This window comes from Bradyrhizobium sp. SZCCHNR1015, from assembly GCF_032489875.1.
Taxonomy (GTDB): Bacteria; Pseudomonadota; Alphaproteobacteria; order Rhizobiales; family Xanthobacteraceae; genus Bradyrhizobium.
Window position 1 is genome coordinate 133984 of record NZ_JAUEYW010000011.1, and the last position, 17467, is coordinate 151450.

Consider the following 17467-nt stretch of genomic DNA (forward strand, 5'->3'; position numbering starts at 1 on the left):
GCTGAGACGACCACAATAGACGGCGAGATCAATCGCCGCGGTGGACGACGGAGGAAGCGATGGACGAAAAGCGCAGTGACAGTCAGTCGGCTTACGCCGGCTTTGGCGCGGAGTGGCGCCCTTCCAACCTGACGCCGAGCGAGGCGCAGACGGCGACGGCCTGGGTGGAAACCCGGATCGACCGTCGCTCCATGCTGACCAACAAGGAGCGTGTCCACGACATCCGCGACGCGATGTGGGAGTTGGAGAAGGACGGCGAAATCGTCGTTCATCGGATCGACGAGCGCCACGAGCCGGTGGTGGCGCGCACACTGTACGGCTGGGACAAGCGCATTCCCACCACCAACCTCTGGCAGCACAAATCCTGCGGACAGTGCGGCAATATCCCCGGCTATCCGTCGAGCGTGATGTGGCTGATGAACCAGCTCGGCGTGCGCTATCTCGACGAGACCGATCAGACCTCTTGCACCGCCTGGAATTATCACGGCTCCGGGGTCGGCAATGTCGTCAGTCTGGCCGCCGTCTTCCTGCGCAACTTCCACCAGGCATACATGTCGGCCAAGGCGCAGGGCCTGCCGGTCGGAACCTACTTCCCGCTGATCCACTGCGGCACGTCGTTCGGCAATTACAAGGAGATGCGCATCTTCTTGATGCATTCGGCTGAACTGCGCGAGCAGGTGAAGAAGATTCTCGGCAAGCTGGGTCGTCTGGTCGACGGCAAGCTGCTGATCCCCGAAGAGATCGTGCACTATTCCGAGTGGCTGCACGTCATGCGCCACCGCATCCGGGAGCGGCAGGTCATCGACGTGAGCAGCCTTCGTGCCACCGTTCATCCGGCCTGTCACGTCTACAAGATGGTTCCGGAAGACGTGATCTATGACGACACCGTCATGGACGGCAACCGCGTGGCGGTATCGACCGGCCTGATGCAGGCGCTGGGTGCACAGGTCGTCGACTACTCGACCTGGTACGACTGCTGCGGCTTCGGCTTTCGTCATATCATCGGCGAACGTGAGTTCACGCGCTCCTTCGCCATCGATCGCAAGATCAGGGTCGCGGTCGAGGAGGCGCGGGCGGACGTCATGATCGGCCACGACACGGGTTGCATCACCACACTCGACAAGAACCAGTGGATCGGCAAGGCCGTCGACAAGGTCTATGCGCTGCCGATCATGGCCGATTGCCAGTTCGCGGCGCTCGCCCTCGGCGCGCATCCCTACAAGCTCGCACAGCTTCACTGGCACGCCTCGCCGTTCGAGGGGCTGCTCGAGAAGCTCGGCATCGACTGGCAGAAAGCCAAAGCCGAGTTCGAGGCCTATCTCGGTGAGGTCAAGGCCGGCCGCATCGAGACGCTTTACGACCCCAAACGCGCGATTACGTCGGGCCCAGGCTATGTCAAGCCGACGGCGACCCTGCCAGGAGCCGCATCATGACCCGTCCCGTTCTCATCGTTGGCGGCGGGCCGTCGGGGCTTTCCGCCGCACATGCGCTGGCCGCGGCCGGCCAGCGCGTCGTTCTCGTCGAAAAGGCGGAGCAGCTCGGCGGTGCGCCGATCCAGTCAGGCTACGCCAGGCTGGTGCCGTCCGGCGAATGGGCCAAGGACGCCATCGGTGGCATGGTGCGCCGGGTCGAAACCGACAGCCGTGTCGAGATCCGAAGGCGCGTCACGGTGAAAGCCTTTTCGGGCAGCCCAGGCGACTTCCGCGTGACGCTGTCGGATGGCGCGGTGCTGGAGGCGGGGGCGGCGATCCTGTGCACCGGCTTCACGCATTTCGATTCCGTCAATAAGCCGGAATGGGGTTTCGGCACCTACCCTGATGTGGTTACGACGACCCAGGTCGAGCAGATGCTCTCCTCCGGCAGGGGCGTGCGCTGTCCGTCCGACGGGCGCGAGCCGGAACGAGTTGCGATCCTGCTATGCGTCGGCTCGCGCGACCGCCAGATCGGTCGCGAGTGGTGTTCGAAGATCTGCTGCACGGTCTCCGCCAACATCGCCATGGAGATCCGCGAGGCGATGCCACGGTGCAACGTGTATGTCTACTACATGGATATCCGCACCTTCGGCCTCTACGAGGATCTCTACTACTGGGAAAGCCAGGAGAAGCACCGCGTCAAATACATCAAGGCGCGGATCGCCGAAGTGACGTCAGACGGCAGGCGGTTGATCGTGAAGGGCGAGGACACGCTGGTGAAACGGCCGATCTCGATCCCGTTCGACATGGTGGTGCACGCCATCGGCATGGATCCCAATGTCGACAACATGACGTTGTCGGCGGTGTTCGACGTCAAACTGCAGAAGCACGGCCATATCGAGAAGGCGTCGGTCTATTCCAACACATCGGCGACCTCGCGGCCCGGCGTCTTCGTCGCCGGCGCGGCCACCGGGCCCGAGACCATCGACGATTCCATCGCACAGGGCCAATCGGCAGCGATGGCCGCGCTGGCCCTGGTCCGCGGCGCCATGATGGAAGCGGCCGAGTGATGTGGCCGATCACCAACCATAGAGGCAAGGCGGTGGTCGAGCCGACGCGGCCGGTGCTCGATCTGTCCGGCCCCAGGCTGCGGCGGGCGTTCGAGAGCCTCGTGGAATCCGCCGACGACAGCGGTGGCGTCGAGCGCTATGTCGGAGCGCTCGCGCTCAAGGCCTCGCTGTTCGAGGAGGTGTTGGGCAAGGGGCGGGTCAGCGAGCTGACGGAGGCCGAATTCTGCGACCTTGCCACGTTCATCACGCTGGTGCGCCGGCGTGTGGGGGCGTGGCTCGGCCGCAACGGGTTTGCGGCGCTGCGCAGCAGGCTCGAGGCGCTGCTGCACGGATGGTCCGACCTCGGCACAACCGACCAGCGCGTCGCCGCGTTCGTCACGAGCTTTCCGGCCGATCGCGAGCACCGCTGGTCGCGCGATCTTGCCGCCGAGGTCCTTCATTTCACCGCGCCGGACCACTATCCGCTGATGACGCGCTGGATGTGGGACGCCAGGGTCAATACCGGCGTATTGCGCGAGATATGGTACGACGAGGCTGCCGAGACCGGCACGATCGCCGTCGGCGACGGCTTCGCCACTTTCACGATGCTACGCGAGGAGCTCGAAGGTTTCCTGCAGGCGAACGGTGTCTTCCGCGATCTGGCCTTCTACGTCGATCTGCTCTGCGCCCACACCTATGCAAGCTATATCAATGACAAGGGCGGCCAGTTCCTGCACGCGGACTTCTGCGGCGGCTTCAAGGCGGACGCGATGGCGCATACTCGCCGTCTCCTGGGACTCGATGCGGTCGATACCGAGTCGGGGCGCACCCGCCTGAAGCTGATCGATGGCAGGGCCCATGTGCTCGGGCAGCCTCGCCTGCTGAGCGAATGAGGGAACATCCATGCCGATTCACGAAAAATCGCTGATCCGGCCAGAGAATCTCGTCACGCATGAGCACCTGGAAATTGATGGCGTCGATGTCTCCGGGCACTGGAGCACGTTCATCACCTCACGCGCCATTACCGACTACAACGAGCAGATGCAGGAGGAGATCGCGGCGCTCCCGGGAGGCGAGTTCATCCACCGCTGCTGGCAATGCGGCTCATGCACCAATGCCTGCACGATCAACGCCGTGAATCCCGACTTCAACCCGCGCTATTGGATCTACCTGATCCGAATGGGCTTCGAAAGCGAGTTGCTGCGCGACAAGGACATCATCTGGCAGTGCGTCTCCTGCAACAAATGCACCTATGCCTGTCCTCGCGACGTCAGTCCCGAAGGCGTGATGAAGGCCACGGCACATTGGCTGGAGCTGAAGGGCCATACCGAGAAGAAGCCGTCCACCGCGTTCGATGAGGTCTTCTCCGAGCAGGTCTTCGCCACCGGCAAGATCGAGGAGGGCCGCGTGCTGCGCCGGTTCTTCGCGCGGACCGGGCAGTCCCTGTCGCAGGGGTGGCTCGTCGAACTGATACGCAGTCTCGCCAGCCGATTGCCGGTGGGCCTCCTGGTGAAGTTGGGACTTGCCAGCGTGGTCCGTCCCCGCACGCGCGGATGGGGGGGCGCCAGCCTCGCGATCGACGAGTATGTCCGTGAGTGTGAAGCAGCGGCCCGCAAGGCGCTTCGGTTGGACGTTCAGGGAGCTGAGTGATGAGCGACAAACACAAGCGGGTCGCCTACTATCCGGGGTGCGCGCTCGAAGGAACCGGGCACGCCTACAACCGCTCCACCCGGGAGGTCGGCAAGGCACTCGGCCTCGATCTGGTCGAGCTCAGGAACTGGAACTGCTGCGGCGCCATGGAGGTCAAGAACATCGATCCCAAGCTGCAGACCTATCTGTCGGCCCGCAACCTCTCGATCGCGGATGCGATGGGGTTCGATACGGTGATGGCGCCTTGCAACGGCTGCTATCACAATCTCAAGAAGGCCGAATACGACCTCGCCAAGGATCCCGCGTCGCGTGAAGTGACGGACCGATTGTCGCGCAAGGCCGGCCACGCGACCTACGAAGCGGGCAAGGTCACGACCATTCACGCGCTCGACTGGATCAAGGAATCCGTCGGCGAACAGGGCCTCAAGACACGCGTGAAGAACTCGCTCAAGGGCCTGAAGGTTGCCAACTACTACGGTTGCATGTACACGCGGCCGCGTCACATCTTTCCGGAAAAGGATAAGGGGCCCGGCTCGGAATCGACCTCGAAGCCCCATTTCATGGACGACCTGCTGGCTGCGGCGGGGGCCGAGAACGTCGAGTACCCGCTCAAGACGGCATGCTGTGGCGGCGCTCACACGCTGTCCGACAGCGACACCTCGACCAAGCTCGTTCTCAACCTGCTCACGACGGCCGAGGCCTGCGGCGCGGACGTGATCGCCACCGAATGCCCGACCTGCCACACCGGGCTCGAAATGCATCAGGTGCGCGCGGAAAAGGTCTTCGGCCGCAAGACCAGCGTCAAGATCCTGTACTTCACCCAGCTCCTCGGCATGGCGCTCGGGCTGTCGGCGCGCAAGGTCGGCGTGCAGGAGAATTTCTCGGATTCGACCGGTCTGTTGCGTGCGCGAGGGCTCGGGTGATGGCGGATATCGGTATCACGAGCCTCGACGACGTCGCGGAGCGGCTGGACGGCATGTTGGCCGCGTCCGATGCTGCACTCGGGGCGGCCGCCGCGCCGCTCGCCGAGGAGTTGCTGCAGCTCGGCGAAACGATTCTCGAAACATGGCTCGCTGCGCACGGCGAGATCCCGACCGATCGCCAGGTCGAGACGTTTCGCCTGCTGGCGCTGCATCGGCAGGGCGCGCGCGGCGATGCAAGCTTCAACGCCTGCCGCGAAACCTGCCGCGAGCTCGTCTATCACTACAATCTGGTGCGCCTCGAGCCAGGCCACGCGCAGGTCGCCCGGCGGCTGCGGCTGGGCGCCATGGTCGCGCGGCATCTCATGCTGTTCATCGGAGGCAAGCTGGAGGTGGCCGGGCTCGGCGAATTCTGCTGCGCGTCCCGGCCGCTACGTCAACCCGATGCATCGACGCAAGCCAACGAAACCATTTGAGACAAGGAGAAGACGATGCCCATCGTCCGCGGCTGCAACCTTCCCGACGACCTCCTCTATGACGTCGAAAACAACATCTGGTATCGCGAGAACGCCGACGGCACCGTGACGCTCGGGATGACCGCTGTGGCAGCGGCCATGGCCGGTCAGCTTGTCGCCTTCACACCAAAGAAGGCCGGCCGGTCGGTCGATGCGGGCAAGTCCTGCGCCACGATCGAATCCGGCAAGTGGGTCGGCCCGGCAAAGGTCGCCTTCAGTGCGGAAATCGTCGAGGTCAACGATGCAATGAGCGCAGCGCCCAAGCTGGCCAACACCGACCCATATGGCGACGGATGGATGGTCAAGGTGCGCCCGAAGGACTGGGCTGCTGCCAAGGCCGGCCTCGTGCCGGGCACGGCGGCCGCCGCCCCTTACGAAGCGAAGATGGCTGCCGAGAATTTCGCTGGCTGCGCGTAAGGAAGTGGACAGGCTGTGACTGAGACCGCCGCAATCAGGACATCGATGATAAGTCGCGGCCTCGCGGCCTTCATGTCGCTGCCGACCTACTTCCCGGGCGTCCTGGCCAGTTTGATCATCGCGATCGCGGCAACCTTCCTGTCCGAGCACTATGGCGGGCCGGTCATGCTGTTCGCCTTGCTGCTTGGGATGGCCTTCTATTTCCTGTCGCAGGAGGGGCGCTGCGTTGCCGGCATCGAACTCGCCTCAAAGCGCATCCTGCGCGTCGCCGTCGGCCTGCTCGGGGCGCAGATCACGATTGCCGAGATCATGAAGCTCGGCCCGACGCCCGTGATCACGGTCGTCGGCGCGGTGATCCTGACCATCCTGTTCGGCGCGCTGGCCTCCCGCGCCATGGGGTTGAGCCGGCCGTTCGGAATCCTCACCTCCGGGGCCGTGGCGATTTGCGGAGCGTCGGCGGCGCTGGCGATCTCGTCGGTGTTGCCCAAGGGGGAGCACCACGAACGCGACACGGTCTTTACCGTGATCGGCGTGACGGCGCTCAGCACGATCGCGATGATCGTCTATCCGCTGGTGATCGCAGGATTCCATCTCGATCACGCTGCCGTCGGCATGTTTCTTGGCGGTACCATTCACGACGTGGCGCAGGTGGTTGGCGCCGGCTTCAGCGTGTCGGAGGAGACCGGAAACGTCGCGACCTTCACCAAGCTGCTCCGGGTTGCCATGCTGCTGCCTGTCGTCGTGATGCTGTCCTACGTGTTCCGCGCCCATCGCGTCGGCAAGGCCGGGCGCCAACTGCCGGGGTTCCTGGTGGTGTTCGCCGTTCTGGTGATGCTCAACAGCGCCGGCGTCATTCCCGCATTCCTGCTTGCCGTCATCAAGGACATTTCAAGGTGGTGCCTCGTGACGGCGATCGCAGCGCTCGGGATGAAGACGTCGCTCAAGGCGATGGCCGATGTCGGCGGCCGGGCGATCGCGCTGATCGTCGCCGAGACGCTGTTCCTCGCAGTCCTCGTGCTGATGGTCGTGCGTTGGAAAGCAGGAATCCAATAGCAGGAATCCAATGACGCGCGCGGTTGCGCCTGCGAGAGACCAAACGGAGAGATGCAATGGCCGAAGACAACAATACCAAGCGCATGTCGATGATTGTCACCAAGGGGACGCTGGATTGGGCCTATCCGCCCTTCATCCTGGCCACGACAGCGGCGGCCATGGGCCTCGACGTGACCATGTTCTTCACCTTCTACGGCTTGACGCTGCTCAAGAAGAATCTCGACCTGAAAATCTCTACGCTCGGCAATCCGGCCATGGAGATGCCGATGTTTGGAATGCACATCGGTATGCCGAATCTCGTATCGGCCATCCCCGGCGTCGACGCGGCGGCGACGACGATGATGAAAAACCTGATCAAGAAGAAGGGGGTCGCATCGATAGAGGAGTTGCGCACGATGGCCATCGAAGCCGACGTCAAGATGATCGCCTGCCAGATGACCATGGATCTGTTCGAGTACACCAAGGACGACATGATCGAGGGGCCGGTGCTCGGGGGCGCTGCGACCTACATCGAGACGGCGACCAAGAGCGACATCAACCTGTTCATTTGAACGTGTCACGGACCCAGCACCAGAAATGACGGAGAGACAGGATGGCTGACCAGGTTCTCGATGCCAAGGGATTGAACTGCCCGCTGCCGATCTTGCGCGCGAAGAAGGCGCTCAAGGACGTGCCGATCGGTGGCACGCTCCAAGTGCTCGCCACCGATCCCGGCGCTGTGAAAGACTTCGAGGCGTTTTGTCGCACGACCGGAAATGATCTCTTGGAATCCAAGTCGGAAGGCAAGCAGTTCGAGTTCCTGATCAGGCGAACGTCCTGACGCTGCGCAATCTCTGCCACGCCGAAGTGCCTTTCCTCATGATCGAGACCGGGGCCGCAACAAGGCGGGGGCGCCGACGCAGTCTACGTTGCCCCGCGGCCCGCGTTGCGCCGCCGTTCGCCCACGACGCAAGGCGCACGACTGTGAGCCGTCACCCTTGCGTCTTTGCCGGGGCGTCCTCGATCAGGTGATCCGCAATGATCTCCACCAGGCTCGCGAGGCCACCTTCCCATTTCCAGTGGGCCTTGCTCTCGTCCATGGTCAGCCGGCAGTTTGAGCATGCCGAGACCATCGTCTTCGCGCCGGTCTTCTCCACCTGATCCATTTTGATCTTGAAGACCTTGTGGCGAAGATCGGCTGCGCGCGCGATCGCCTGCACGCCGCCGCCGCCACCGCAGCACCAGTTGAGATCTCCGGTCGGGGTCATCTCGCGGAAGTCCTTCGCGAAATCCTGCAGGAGGAATCGCGCATCCTCGGTCGCGCCGCCGCGACGGGAGATCTGGCAAGGATCGTGATAGGTGATCGACTCCTCGATCGGTTTCAGCTTCAGCCTGCCGTCGCGCTTGAGCTGCGCCATGAATTCCGAAATGTGCACGACTGCGAAGGGCAGGGGGCGGCCGAGCACATTGGCGCCCGACCAGCGCAGTACACCGAACGCGTGGCCGCACTCCGGAATCACGACCGTCTTGGCTCCGACCGCCTCGGCGGCCTCGGTGATCCGCTGAACCATGATCCGGGCGACGTCTGCCTTGCCGGCCAGATAGCCAAAATTCGTGGCTTCATAGCCCTTGGTGCTCAGCGTCCAGTCGACGCCCGCGTGGTTGAGCAGCTTGGCCATGGCCACCACGGAATCGGGGTATTTCATCGTTTCGACGGACGAGAGCGTCAGCAGAATGTCGGCCTTGTCCTTGTCGAGCGCGATGGGCACGTCGTGCTCATCTTCGAGCCATTCGATGCGATCGCGCAGCTTGTCGGCTGTCACGCCCAGCGGGCTTCCATGGTCGCGCGAATTGTCGGCGGCCTGCAGAAGGTCCTTCGGCCCAAGTCCTGCCTTGACGAAGGCCTGCCGCGCGCCGCCCACGATGGAAGCGATGTCGATCCCCATCGGACAGATCGTGGTGCATCGACCGCACATGGTGCAGGTATCGAACAGCAGTTCCTCCCATTCCTTGAGGTCCTCTTCCGTGATGCGGGGAGCGAAGAGGGAGAGCGGGAATTTCTGCCGGCGATAGGCCTTGGCCATCGGAAACAGCTTGTAGGCGGGCGTATGCCGTGGATCTCCGGAGGCCTGATAAAAGTGGCAGGCTTCGGCGCAGTTCCCGCAATGGACGCAGGCCTCGAGATAGCTGACCAGATGTTCCTCGGTCCGCGCCAGGAACGTTCTGCTGGCTGCTTCGACGTCGATTTCGCCGCCCATCGCCTTACCTCACCCGCAATTGTATCAGCTCTTCGCCGTCGGGATCGATCACATGCACCGCGCACGCAATGCACGGATCGAAGCTGTGGATCGTGCGCTGGATCTCGAGCGGCTGCCGAGGATCGTGGAGCGTGTGGCGATCCATCAATGCCGCTTCGTAAGGTCCGGGCTGGCCCTTGGAATCGCGCGGCCCCGCGTTCCAGGTCGAGGGCACCACGGCCTGATAATTATCGATGCGCTTGTTCTTGATCACCACCCAATGCGCCAGCGCCCCGCGCGGCGCTTCCATGAAGCCGACGCCCTTGGCTTCGGTCGGCCAGGTCGAGGGATCCCACTTGTTCGAATTGTGAACGTTCAGATCACCCGCGCGGATGTTGGAAAGAAGACGGTCGTACCAGGTCGACATCTGGTCGACGACGATCTTGCTTTCCAGCGCGCGCGCCGCTGTGCGTCCCATGGTCGAGAACATCGCCGTCAGCGGCAGGTCGAGCTTGCCCAGCGCGTAATCGGCCAGTTCGCGCGTCGGCTCGTGACCTTTGGCATGGAGCATCAGCACGCGCGCGAGCGGACCGACCTCCATGACATGGCCCTTCCAGCGCGGCGCCTTGAGCCAGGAATAGCTCGCGCCGACATCGAGCTGCTCGAAGGGGGGCTTGGGACCGGTGTAATGCAGATTGGTCTCACCCTCGTAGGGATGCAGGCCCTTGTCCTTGCCGCTTGCATAGTCGTACCAGGAATGGGAGACGAACTCCTGGATTTCCTCCGAATTGTTCATGTCGACGGGATGGATCGTGGTCAGGTCGCGATTGAGGATCGCGCCCGCCGGGATCAGCCAACTGGCCGGGTCGTCCATGCCCTTTTCGGGGAAGTCGCCGTAGGTCAGGAAGTTGCCCACGCCTTCGCCGCGCGCGAACCAGTCCTTGTAGAAGGACGCGATGGCCAGCGTGTCCGGCAGATAGACCTGCTCGACAAAATCCTTCATTCGGCCGATCACGGTCTTCACCGTCTGCAGGCCGTCGATGCCGATGGCGGTGCCGCCGGTGTTCAGGCTGATCGCTGACGGAGCGCCGCCGACCAGGAAATTGGGATGCGGATTCTTGCCGCCGAAGACGGTGTGGAGCTGCACCACCTCGCGCTGCCAGGCGAGCGCTTCCAAATAGTGCGCGACCGCCATCAGGTTTGCTTCGGCCGGCAGCTTGAATCCGGGATGTCCCCAGAATCCACCTGCAAAGATGCCGAGCTGGCCGCCTTCGACGAAGGCTTTCAGTCTCTTCTGCGTGTCCGCGAAATAGCCCGGGCTCGACTTCGGGAAGCTCGAGATCGATTGCGCCAGTTGCGACGTTGCCGCCGGATCGGCCTTCAACGCCGACACCACGTCGACCCAGTCGAGCGCATGCAGATGATAGAAGTGCATGACATGGTCATGCACATATTGTGCGGCAATCATCAGGTTGCGGATGAGTTGCGCGTTCGGCGGAATGGTGTATCCCAGCGCATTCTCCACGGCGCGGACGCTGGCGATGCCGTGGACCAGCGTGCACACGCCGCATATGCGCTGAGCGAAAGCCCAGGCCTCGCGCGGATCGCGTCCTTTCAGGATCAGTTCGATGCCGCGCACCATCGTGCCGGAACTGTACGCACCGGTGATGGCGCCATGGGGATCTGTTTCCGCCTCGATCCGCAGATGCCCTTCAATGCGCGTGATGGGATCGACGACGATGCGCTGGTTCATATCTCGACTCCCCGGCGGCTGTAGAAGATCCCGGTCTCGCTCCTGGTCAGGAAGACGAGGAAGGCATGCATGAGTTTTCCGAACGGGAACCAGATCAGGAACAGGCACACGGTCAGGAGGTGCACGGACAAGAGCGTCTCGTACGGCGTCCATAGGTGGCTCACCGCGATCAGCCCCGTCACGACCGGAAGGAACGTCACCAGCCAGTTGAAGTAGTCGTCAAGCGTCGAAAGCAGTCTTAAGACCGGATTCGTCATCCGTCGCGCCAGCGCAGCCAGGAGCGACGCCAGCGTGACCACCGAGGCGGCCGAGATCACGCCGGTGGGCAGATTCGGCCATGAAAAGCCGAACAATCCACGCAGGAAGAGAATGTGCTGCGCCAGTCCGAACACGATGATGGCAAGGCCGACGTGAAAAACATAGCCGTTCACCGTGCTGAACAACGAGGCGCGCAGATAGGTGTTCGCGGGCCATAGGTGACGCACGAAGCCACGGAACGCGCCAACCACGGCATGCGGTGCATCAGCTCGCCTCGCCGATCTGTCGCTGGTCCAGGGCAGGAGCAGCAGCGACGCGAGCCGCCACAACACGCCGCCCACGAATATCGCGATTGCGATCTCGATCGCGGGTCCGCGCACGAAATCCAGCAGGCTCATGGCTGGGCCTCCCTCTCTGCTCGTTGTTTGCGTCGCCGCGCCAGCCATGCGCTGGCAATCCCGACCGCCGCGCCCGCAGCCGCGGCGCCGCCGATGATCTCCGGATCATTCAACGTGTTTGAAGAAAGTGGCTGGTAGAAGCTGCCACGATCCCAGAAATTCGGTTCGGAACAGCCCAGACAGCCGTGTCCCGACTGGATCGGGAAAGAGACGCCACCATTCCATTTCATGGTCGCGCACGCATTGTAAGTCACGGGCCCCTTGCAACCGACTTCATAGAGGCACCAGCCCTTGCGCGCTCCCTCATCGTCGAACTGCTTGGCGAACTGCCCCTTGTCGTAGAACGGCCGGCGATAGCAGCGGTCATGGATCGTATCGCCGAAAAACGCTTTCGGTCTGCCCTTGTCGTCGAGATCGGGAAGCTTGTTGAACGTCACGAGATAGGCAACCGTGCCGGCGATGGCTTCCGGAATGGGCGGGCAACCGGAGACATTGATCACCGGTTTGTCGGTGATGATGTCGCTGACGGCAACCGCGCCGGTGGGGTTGGGATTTGCGTGGGGAATGCCACCGAAGGCCGCGCAGGTCCCGACGGAGATCACCGCGGCTGCATCTGCGGCCGTCTCCTTCAGCACCTCGAGGTTGGTCTTGCCGGCGTTGGTGGAGTAGACCCCGCCATCTCTCATCGAAACGGAGCCGTCGACCACGACGACATATTTGCCCTTGTTCTCCTTCATTGCAGCCAGGCGCGCCGCTTCCGCGGCAGTACCCGACACTGCCATGAGCGTTTCGTGATAGTCGAGCGAGATGAGATTGAAGATCATGTCCTCGATGGTTGGACCGAACGAACGCGTCAGCGATTCCGTGCAGCCCGTGCATTCCTGAAACGAGAGCCAGATCACGGATTGGCGGCGCGTATTCGCCAACGCCTCCGCCATGCCCTTCGCGGCCATCGGGGGCAACGCCAGAAGGCTGGCAAGATAGCTCGTATATTTCAGCAGGGCGCGGCGGGAGACGCCGCTGCGCGTCAAGAGCTCGCCGATCGTCTCGGTTTCATGCATCTTCGGTATCCTCTGAAGAGACGCGGTCGATCAGGTCTTCAGCCAGTCTGTTGCTGGCCGCAGCGATGTCGGCCGCATGGCTTGTCAGGATCTCCGGGGACGCCGTGATTTCAATGCGTTCGGCGGCGAGCTTGTCCCCGGCGCCGAAATGGCGAACCCACCACACGCCGGCATAGCGCGTCTCCCAGATTTCACTGGTGCCGGCTGCGGTCAAAACGGCCTCCAGGTCACCATGGCCCAACCGCTCTTCCAACTCGCTGCGGTCCGCAGCCGTGAGAGGCAGGCTGCACAGATCGATCGCCGCGCATGCGCCGGTCTTGGCAAGCACATCGAGGTGATGGGCGATCTCGCGGAGCAGGCTGTCGGTCATCCCCGTGCGGAATCCTGCCGCGGCATCCGCTTCAACTGTCATGGTGCCACCTGCTGAGCAGTGCTTTGATCTGCTGACACGCGGAGGGAATGGCCGCGCCAACCGCGGGCGTCAGCGACAGGCCCCATTGGGTGGATTCAGGTTGAATTGCGACCAGCGCCCGGCGCGCCGGCTCGCAGCCGGCCAGCCGCGCCGCCGACATCAGGTCGGCAAGCGCGACCTCATGAGCCGTCCGCTTCTTGCCCGTGAGCTGCCGGTCCATCTCCGGACCTTGAAAGATCTTGACGGTGCCGGGCTTCGCGCCCAGTTCCACGGCGTCGACGGCGATCAGCGAGCCGAAATCTTCGATCTCCGAAAACAGGGACAGCCCGAGCGTCCCGCCATCCCGCAGAGCAACACAAGGCGGTATCTCGCCCGCACATTCAAGCGCATCGAGGGCCCGAATGACGTGCACACCAATGCCGTCATCGCTCAGCAGGATATTGCCGAGTCCGAGCACCAGCGTGGTGGTCGCCGCGACATTGGTCCGCATGGAAATCCCCGCGAGATCAGACGCCACATATTCTATGCAGCGAATATGATTCCCTTATCTTGATCCACGTCAAATCGAGTTCGTCGATCGGGCTATGATTTCAGACTCAAGTATTTGCGGGTGGAACCGAGATGTGCCTTGGCATCCCGATGCGGGTCGTGGAGAGTGACGGAGTCATGGCGCGATGCGAGGCCAAAGGCATCGAGCGCACGGTGAGTCTGTTTTTGCTACAGCATGAAGCTATCGAGCCCGGCGATCACGTCGTGGTTCATGTCGGTTACGCCATCCGGAAGATGTCGGAAGCCGAAGCGTCGGGTGCATGGGATCTCCTCGACGAAATGCTTGCGGCGGAAGACGCAATGCACGGCAATACATGAGCTCGCCGGCTGTGGAATATCTCCACGGCGCTGGTGGCACGGTTCAGCGCATCCGCTTCGGGCTGGGGATGCCACCTTCCGGCATATCGCTTACCAAAAAAAGAAAATTTTCGACGTCCCGAGATCGATCTGACCCGCACACCCGATGTTCCCTAACGGAGGCCTGATTTGACCGGCGGCTGATAAATGCCGTTTCTATGGGTTGCGTTTGCGTTATAGTTCAATTCTTGAATGTGATGCAAGACAAGCAAGAAGGAGGTTCAATGCGATTGGTTGTCTTCCTCGCGGTGTTGATACCACTGGGCCTATCTGTGGCACATGCCAAAGGGGCTCCACATAAGCCGATAAAGGCGGAGCCTATTGGTAGATGCGAGTATACTTCGATTTGTGGCACGGGTTGCAGATTTTGCCCCACACATGGCGCTTGCCGTTGCAGCAATTGTTGCCTCGCGAAATCAAGACATAATAGATAGTAGATCTAATAATCAATTTTGCGGATTGCTTGGTGAACGTCGAGCCATGTCATGCTATAGGGCAACCGTTTTAGTTGGTGGCCTCACCATTTCATTCGCGATCTCGTTTCGGCCTAATGCAATTTGGATCATGGCTGAGACCATCGGCGGCGCCGCGCTTGGGACCTGTTCGGCGTCACCGTCCGCACGATTACCGATCTGGCGAAGCGTGGCATCACTGCGTGCGCCGTGCGCTGCTACGAGCTGACGGCCAGCTTCGCGGCTATTGCGAACATTTGCTGAAGCTGGCGACGGACGCGGCGGCGGTCAAGCGATCTGCATCGGCGACGGTAGAGCGGGCTCGCCTGGCGCGTGAGCAGGCCGGCCACCGGTTGACCACCGAACCCCTGTGAACAGACGGCGAAAATGGTCATCAATCACGAGCAAACTTCATTTTCCCTATTGGCCTTTTCGTTCGCTATTTGCGTTCGGGACGCTGGGGGCGCAGGCTCGAATCCTGCCGTTCCGGCCATTCTTCGCGTGACATCTCACGCGTTTCCCGATTTCACCTTGCGTCTGCGACGTTGACCCGGCGTGGTTCGATATGGCGAGGTAGTCCCGATATGACAGCGCGAGATCAACGCAAGGCGCGGCCCACCGGGCAGACGGCATGGCGTCACGCCAATGTCGGCCGGCTGCTCAACAATGCGGTGCGCCGGTTCGAATCCCGGGTTCTCCAATTGATGGCGGAGAGCGGTCACGGCGAGACGCGGATCGCCCATGTCAGCCTCACCCGCAACCTCGACGTCGAGGGCACGCGGCTGACCGAGCTCGCGCGGCGGGCCTCGATGAGCAAGCAGGCGATGGGCGAACTGGTCGATCAATGCGCCGAGCTGGGGCTGGTGTCGCGCGAGGCCGATCCGAGCGACCGGCGCGCGCGCCTCGTCCGCTTCACGCCGGCCGGACTGACATGGCTGGAGGCGTTTGGCGATGCCGTGGATGTGGCGGAAGCCGAGATGCGCAAGGAGCTCGGCAAGGCCGCGATGGACGCGATTCTGCAGGGATTGTCGGCCTATGGCGCCCGCTTCGACGCGCTCGACGACACCAGATAGTCAGGCGGCTTGACTAATTCGCGGGGCGCGCTAGCATTCCTCCATTGCGAGGAGGAGCGCCGTGATCGAACGTCTGAGCGCCTCGGTGCTGATCGTGGGCGGCGGTCCGTGCGGGCTGATGCTGGCCAACGAGCTTGGCCGCCGCGGCGTGTCCGCAATCCTGGTCGACGAGAAGCCGGGAACGGCGTTCAACCCGCAGGCCAACGCGACGCAGGCGCGGACGATGGAGCATTTCCGCCGGCTTGGCTTCGCCGACGAGGTCCGGCGCGCCGGCCTGCCCGCGGACTACCCGACCGACGTCGCTTATTTCACGCGCTACACGGCGCATGAGCTGGCACGTTTTCAATTGCCGTCCGCGGCGCGCGCGACGGAACTGGTGAAGGGCCTGTCCGGCTCATGGAGCGCGGCCGAGCTGCCGCACCGGGTGTCGCAGAAATTCGTCGAAGAAATCCTGCGCCGGCATGCCGCGCGCCTTGCGGGCATTCAGTTGCACTACGGGCACCGGTTGATCGGCCATGCCGTTACCGACGGCGGCATTGCCGCCGAGGTCGAGCGTGTCAGCGACGGCGCGCGCCTCAAGATCGCGGCTGATTTCCTGATCGGGGCCGACGGTCCGCGCTCCCAAGTGCGACAGTCGCTCGGGATCACCTATAGCGGAACGACGGGCGTGCAGCGCGATTTCATGGGCGGCCGCATGCTCGCGGTCTATCTGCGCTCGCCGGAGTTCTACGCCAGCGTCCCGCATGCGCGGGCCTGGATGTATGTCTGCTTCAACCGCGACCGCCGCGCCTTCATGGCCGCGGTGAACGGACGCGACGAGTTCGCTTTCCACACCCAGCTTCGGCCCGGCGAGAACGAAAGCGCTGTCACCGCCGACGATGCGCGGGCAGCGTTCCAGCGCGCCTGCGGTGCGCCCATTCCCTGCGAGGTGCTTTCGCATCTCACCTGGACCGCGGGGCATGCGCTGGTCGCCGAGAGCATGCAGCGCGGCCGGGTCTTCCTTGGCGGCGATGCGGCGCATCTGTTCACGCCGACCGGCGGGCTCGGCTACAACACCGCGATCGAGGACGCGGTCAATCTCGGCTGGAAGATCGCGAGCGTCGTCAAGGGAGCGAGCCCCGTCTCGCTGCTCGACAGCTACGAGGCCGAGCGCCGTCCGGTGGCGCTGCGCAACACCGACTACGCGCGCGGCTTTGCGGATTCGCTCGGCCTGTTTGCCGCGGTGCCCGAGATCGAGGACGCGACCGCGGCCGGCGACGAGGCACGGCGCGTCGCCAGCGCCTATCTCGATCAGCATGCGCGCGCCGAGTTCAACATCCCCGGCGTCACCTTCGGCGGCCGCTATGATGGCTCACCGATCATCATCCCCGATGGCACCCGGCCGCCGCCGGATGCGGCCAACGCCTACGTGCCGAGCGCCTGTCCCGGCGGCCGCGCGCCGCACGCCTGGCTGGAGCAAGGTATCTCGCTGTACGACCGCTTCGGCTTCGAATGGACGCTGTTGCGGTGTGAGGGCAGCGACCTCGATGAGGATCAACTACGTGAGGCCATGGGGCCGCTGCGTGTCGACGTCGAGATCGTCACCTTGCCGCGGGCCCTGCGCGATCTCTACGAGGCCGACCTCGCTTTGATCCGTCCCGATCAGATCGTGGCCTGGCGCGGGAGCGCGGCGCAGGCCGGCCTGCTTCGAGGCGTGCTGGCTCGGGCGCTCGGCGGGGATGCACGCACTCACTGAGCGCTGCATGGCGCGGGTCCGAAACCGAGAAGTCGCGGACGTTGTGCTGCAGGGACGGTTGTGCCGCAGCATTTGGAACCCGCCGCGTCGTTGCGCGCGGAAGCATTCTGCAGGGTTGCCGCGCGGGGCTTAGGAACGATCGTCGGGTAAGGCTCTTGCCGTCGCGACGATCAGGAGTCGAACCCCT

19 protein-coding genes are annotated in these 17467 nt (G+C 63.3%); 13 read left to right on the forward strand and 6 right to left on the reverse strand.

What is annotated here, in order from left to right; all coding sequences use genetic code 11:
- The first annotated feature begins 59 nt into the window (after nt 1-59).
- The 10 genes from QX128_RS19685 to QX128_RS19730 are packed head-to-tail and all read left to right on the forward strand — an operon-like array spanning nt 60 to nt 7836.
- Nucleotides 60-1433: a heterodisulfide reductase-related iron-sulfur binding cluster gene (locus QX128_RS19685; protein ID WP_315802233.1), complete on the forward strand. Its 1374-nt coding sequence runs from the start codon at nt 60-62 to the stop codon at nt 1431-1433.
- The gene (locus tag QX128_RS19690) at nt 1430-2482 is read left to right on the forward strand and encodes an FAD-dependent oxidoreductase (RefSeq protein ID WP_315802234.1); all 1053 of its coding nucleotides are present in this window, start codon (nt 1430-1432) and stop codon (nt 2480-2482) included. Before QX128_RS19685 ends, QX128_RS19690 begins: the two co-directional genes overlap by 4 nt.
- Nucleotides 2479-3354 (forward strand): hypothetical protein, encoded by an 876-nt coding sequence (locus QX128_RS19695; RefSeq protein WP_316238273.1) that lies wholly within the window; start codon nt 2479-2481, stop codon nt 3352-3354. The genes QX128_RS19690 and QX128_RS19695 overlap by 4 nt, the downstream gene beginning before the upstream one ends.
- Nucleotides 3355-3364: 10 nt before the next feature.
- Nucleotides 3365-4111 (forward strand): 4Fe-4S dicluster domain-containing protein, encoded by a 747-nt coding sequence (locus QX128_RS19700; protein ID WP_316178264.1) that lies wholly within the window; start codon nt 3365-3367, stop codon nt 4109-4111.
- Entirely contained in the window at nt 4111-5034 is a 924-nt protein-coding gene (locus tag QX128_RS19705) for a CoB--CoM heterodisulfide reductase iron-sulfur subunit B family protein (protein ID WP_316238274.1), read from the forward strand. Before QX128_RS19700 ends, QX128_RS19705 begins: the two co-directional genes overlap by 1 nt.
- Nucleotides 5031-5507 (forward strand): hypothetical protein, encoded by a 477-nt coding sequence (locus QX128_RS19710; RefSeq protein ID WP_316238275.1) that lies wholly within the window; start codon nt 5031-5033, stop codon nt 5505-5507. The genes QX128_RS19705 and QX128_RS19710 overlap by 4 nt, the downstream gene beginning before the upstream one ends.
- A gap of 15 nt (nt 5508-5522) precedes the next feature.
- A complete protein-coding gene (locus QX128_RS19715) occupies nt 5523-5963 on the forward strand; it encodes a glycine cleavage system protein H (protein ID WP_316238276.1) in 441 nt (146 codons plus the stop codon).
- 45 nt (nt 5964-6008) lie between these two features.
- Complete coding sequence (locus tag QX128_RS19720) at nt 6009-7016, forward strand: YeiH family protein (protein ID WP_315802240.1); 1008 nt, start codon at nt 6009-6011, stop codon at nt 7014-7016.
- A gap of 56 nt (nt 7017-7072) precedes the next feature.
- The gene (dsrE2, locus tag QX128_RS19725; protein WP_315802241.1) at nt 7073-7567 is read left to right on the forward strand and encodes a sulfur carrier protein DsrE2; all 495 of its coding nucleotides are present in this window, start codon (nt 7073-7075) and stop codon (nt 7565-7567) included.
- Nucleotides 7568-7608: 41 nt separating this feature from the next.
- Nucleotides 7609-7836 (forward strand): sulfurtransferase TusA family protein, encoded by a 228-nt coding sequence (locus QX128_RS19730; protein WP_315715462.1) that lies wholly within the window; start codon nt 7609-7611, stop codon nt 7834-7836.
- A 151-nt stretch (nt 7837-7987) separates the two neighbouring features.
- Here the strand turns inward: QX128_RS19730 and QX128_RS19735 are convergent, their stop codons facing one another.
- Genes QX128_RS19735 through QX128_RS19760 form a run of 6 tightly spaced genes read right to left on the reverse strand, consistent with a single transcriptional unit; the run spans nt 7988 to nt 13604 of the window.
- Complete coding sequence (locus QX128_RS19735; protein ID WP_315802242.1) at nt 7988-9253, reverse strand: (Fe-S)-binding protein; 1266 nt, start codon at nt 9251-9253, stop codon at nt 7988-7990.
- Nucleotides 9254-9257: 4 nt separating this feature from the next.
- Nucleotides 9258-10985, reverse strand: coding sequence for a nickel-dependent hydrogenase large subunit (locus QX128_RS19740; protein ID WP_316238277.1), 1728 nt, complete (start codon nt 10983-10985; stop codon nt 9258-9260).
- The gene (locus QX128_RS19745) at nt 10982-11689 is read right to left on the reverse strand and encodes a hypothetical protein (RefSeq protein ID WP_316238278.1); all 708 of its coding nucleotides are present in this window, start codon (nt 11687-11689) and stop codon (nt 10982-10984) included. The genes QX128_RS19740 and QX128_RS19745 overlap by 4 nt, the downstream gene beginning before the upstream one ends.
- Nucleotides 11638-12702 (reverse strand): hydrogenase small subunit, encoded by a 1065-nt coding sequence (locus QX128_RS19750; protein ID WP_316238279.1) that lies wholly within the window; start codon nt 12700-12702, stop codon nt 11638-11640. The genes QX128_RS19745 and QX128_RS19750 overlap by 52 nt, the downstream gene beginning before the upstream one ends.
- Nucleotides 12695-13072, reverse strand: a complete 378-nt coding sequence (locus tag QX128_RS19755; RefSeq protein WP_316238280.1) for a hydrogenase expression/formation C-terminal domain-containing protein — start codon at nt 13070-13072, stop codon at nt 12695-12697. Before QX128_RS19755 ends, QX128_RS19750 begins: the two co-directional genes overlap by 8 nt.
- Before the next feature lie 31 nt (nt 13073-13103).
- Nucleotides 13104-13604, reverse strand: a complete 501-nt coding sequence (locus QX128_RS19760) for a HyaD/HybD family hydrogenase maturation endopeptidase (RefSeq protein ID WP_316238281.1) — start codon at nt 13602-13604, stop codon at nt 13104-13106.
- 131 nt (nt 13605-13735) lie between these two features.
- Here QX128_RS19760 and QX128_RS19765 point away from each other — a divergent pair, with 131 nt between their 5' ends.
- The 3 genes from QX128_RS19765 to QX128_RS19775 all read left to right on the forward strand — a co-directional run bounded on the left by QX128_RS19765 (nt 13736) and on the right by QX128_RS19775 (nt 17280).
- Nucleotides 13736-13981, forward strand: a complete 246-nt coding sequence (locus tag QX128_RS19765) for a HypC/HybG/HupF family hydrogenase formation chaperone (RefSeq protein ID WP_315802248.1) — start codon at nt 13736-13738, stop codon at nt 13979-13981.
- Between the two features lie 1075 nt (nt 13982-15056).
- Entirely contained in the window at nt 15057-15545 is a 489-nt protein-coding gene (locus QX128_RS19770) for a MarR family winged helix-turn-helix transcriptional regulator (RefSeq protein ID WP_316238282.1), read from the forward strand.
- A gap of 118 nt (nt 15546-15663) precedes the next feature.
- Nucleotides 15664-17280 carry an FAD-dependent oxidoreductase gene (locus tag QX128_RS19775; protein ID WP_410053166.1) on the forward strand — a complete coding sequence of 539 codons (1617 nt, stop codon included), beginning with the start codon at nt 15664-15666 and terminating at the stop codon, nt 17278-17280.
- Nucleotides 17281-17467: the final 187 nt, after the last annotated feature.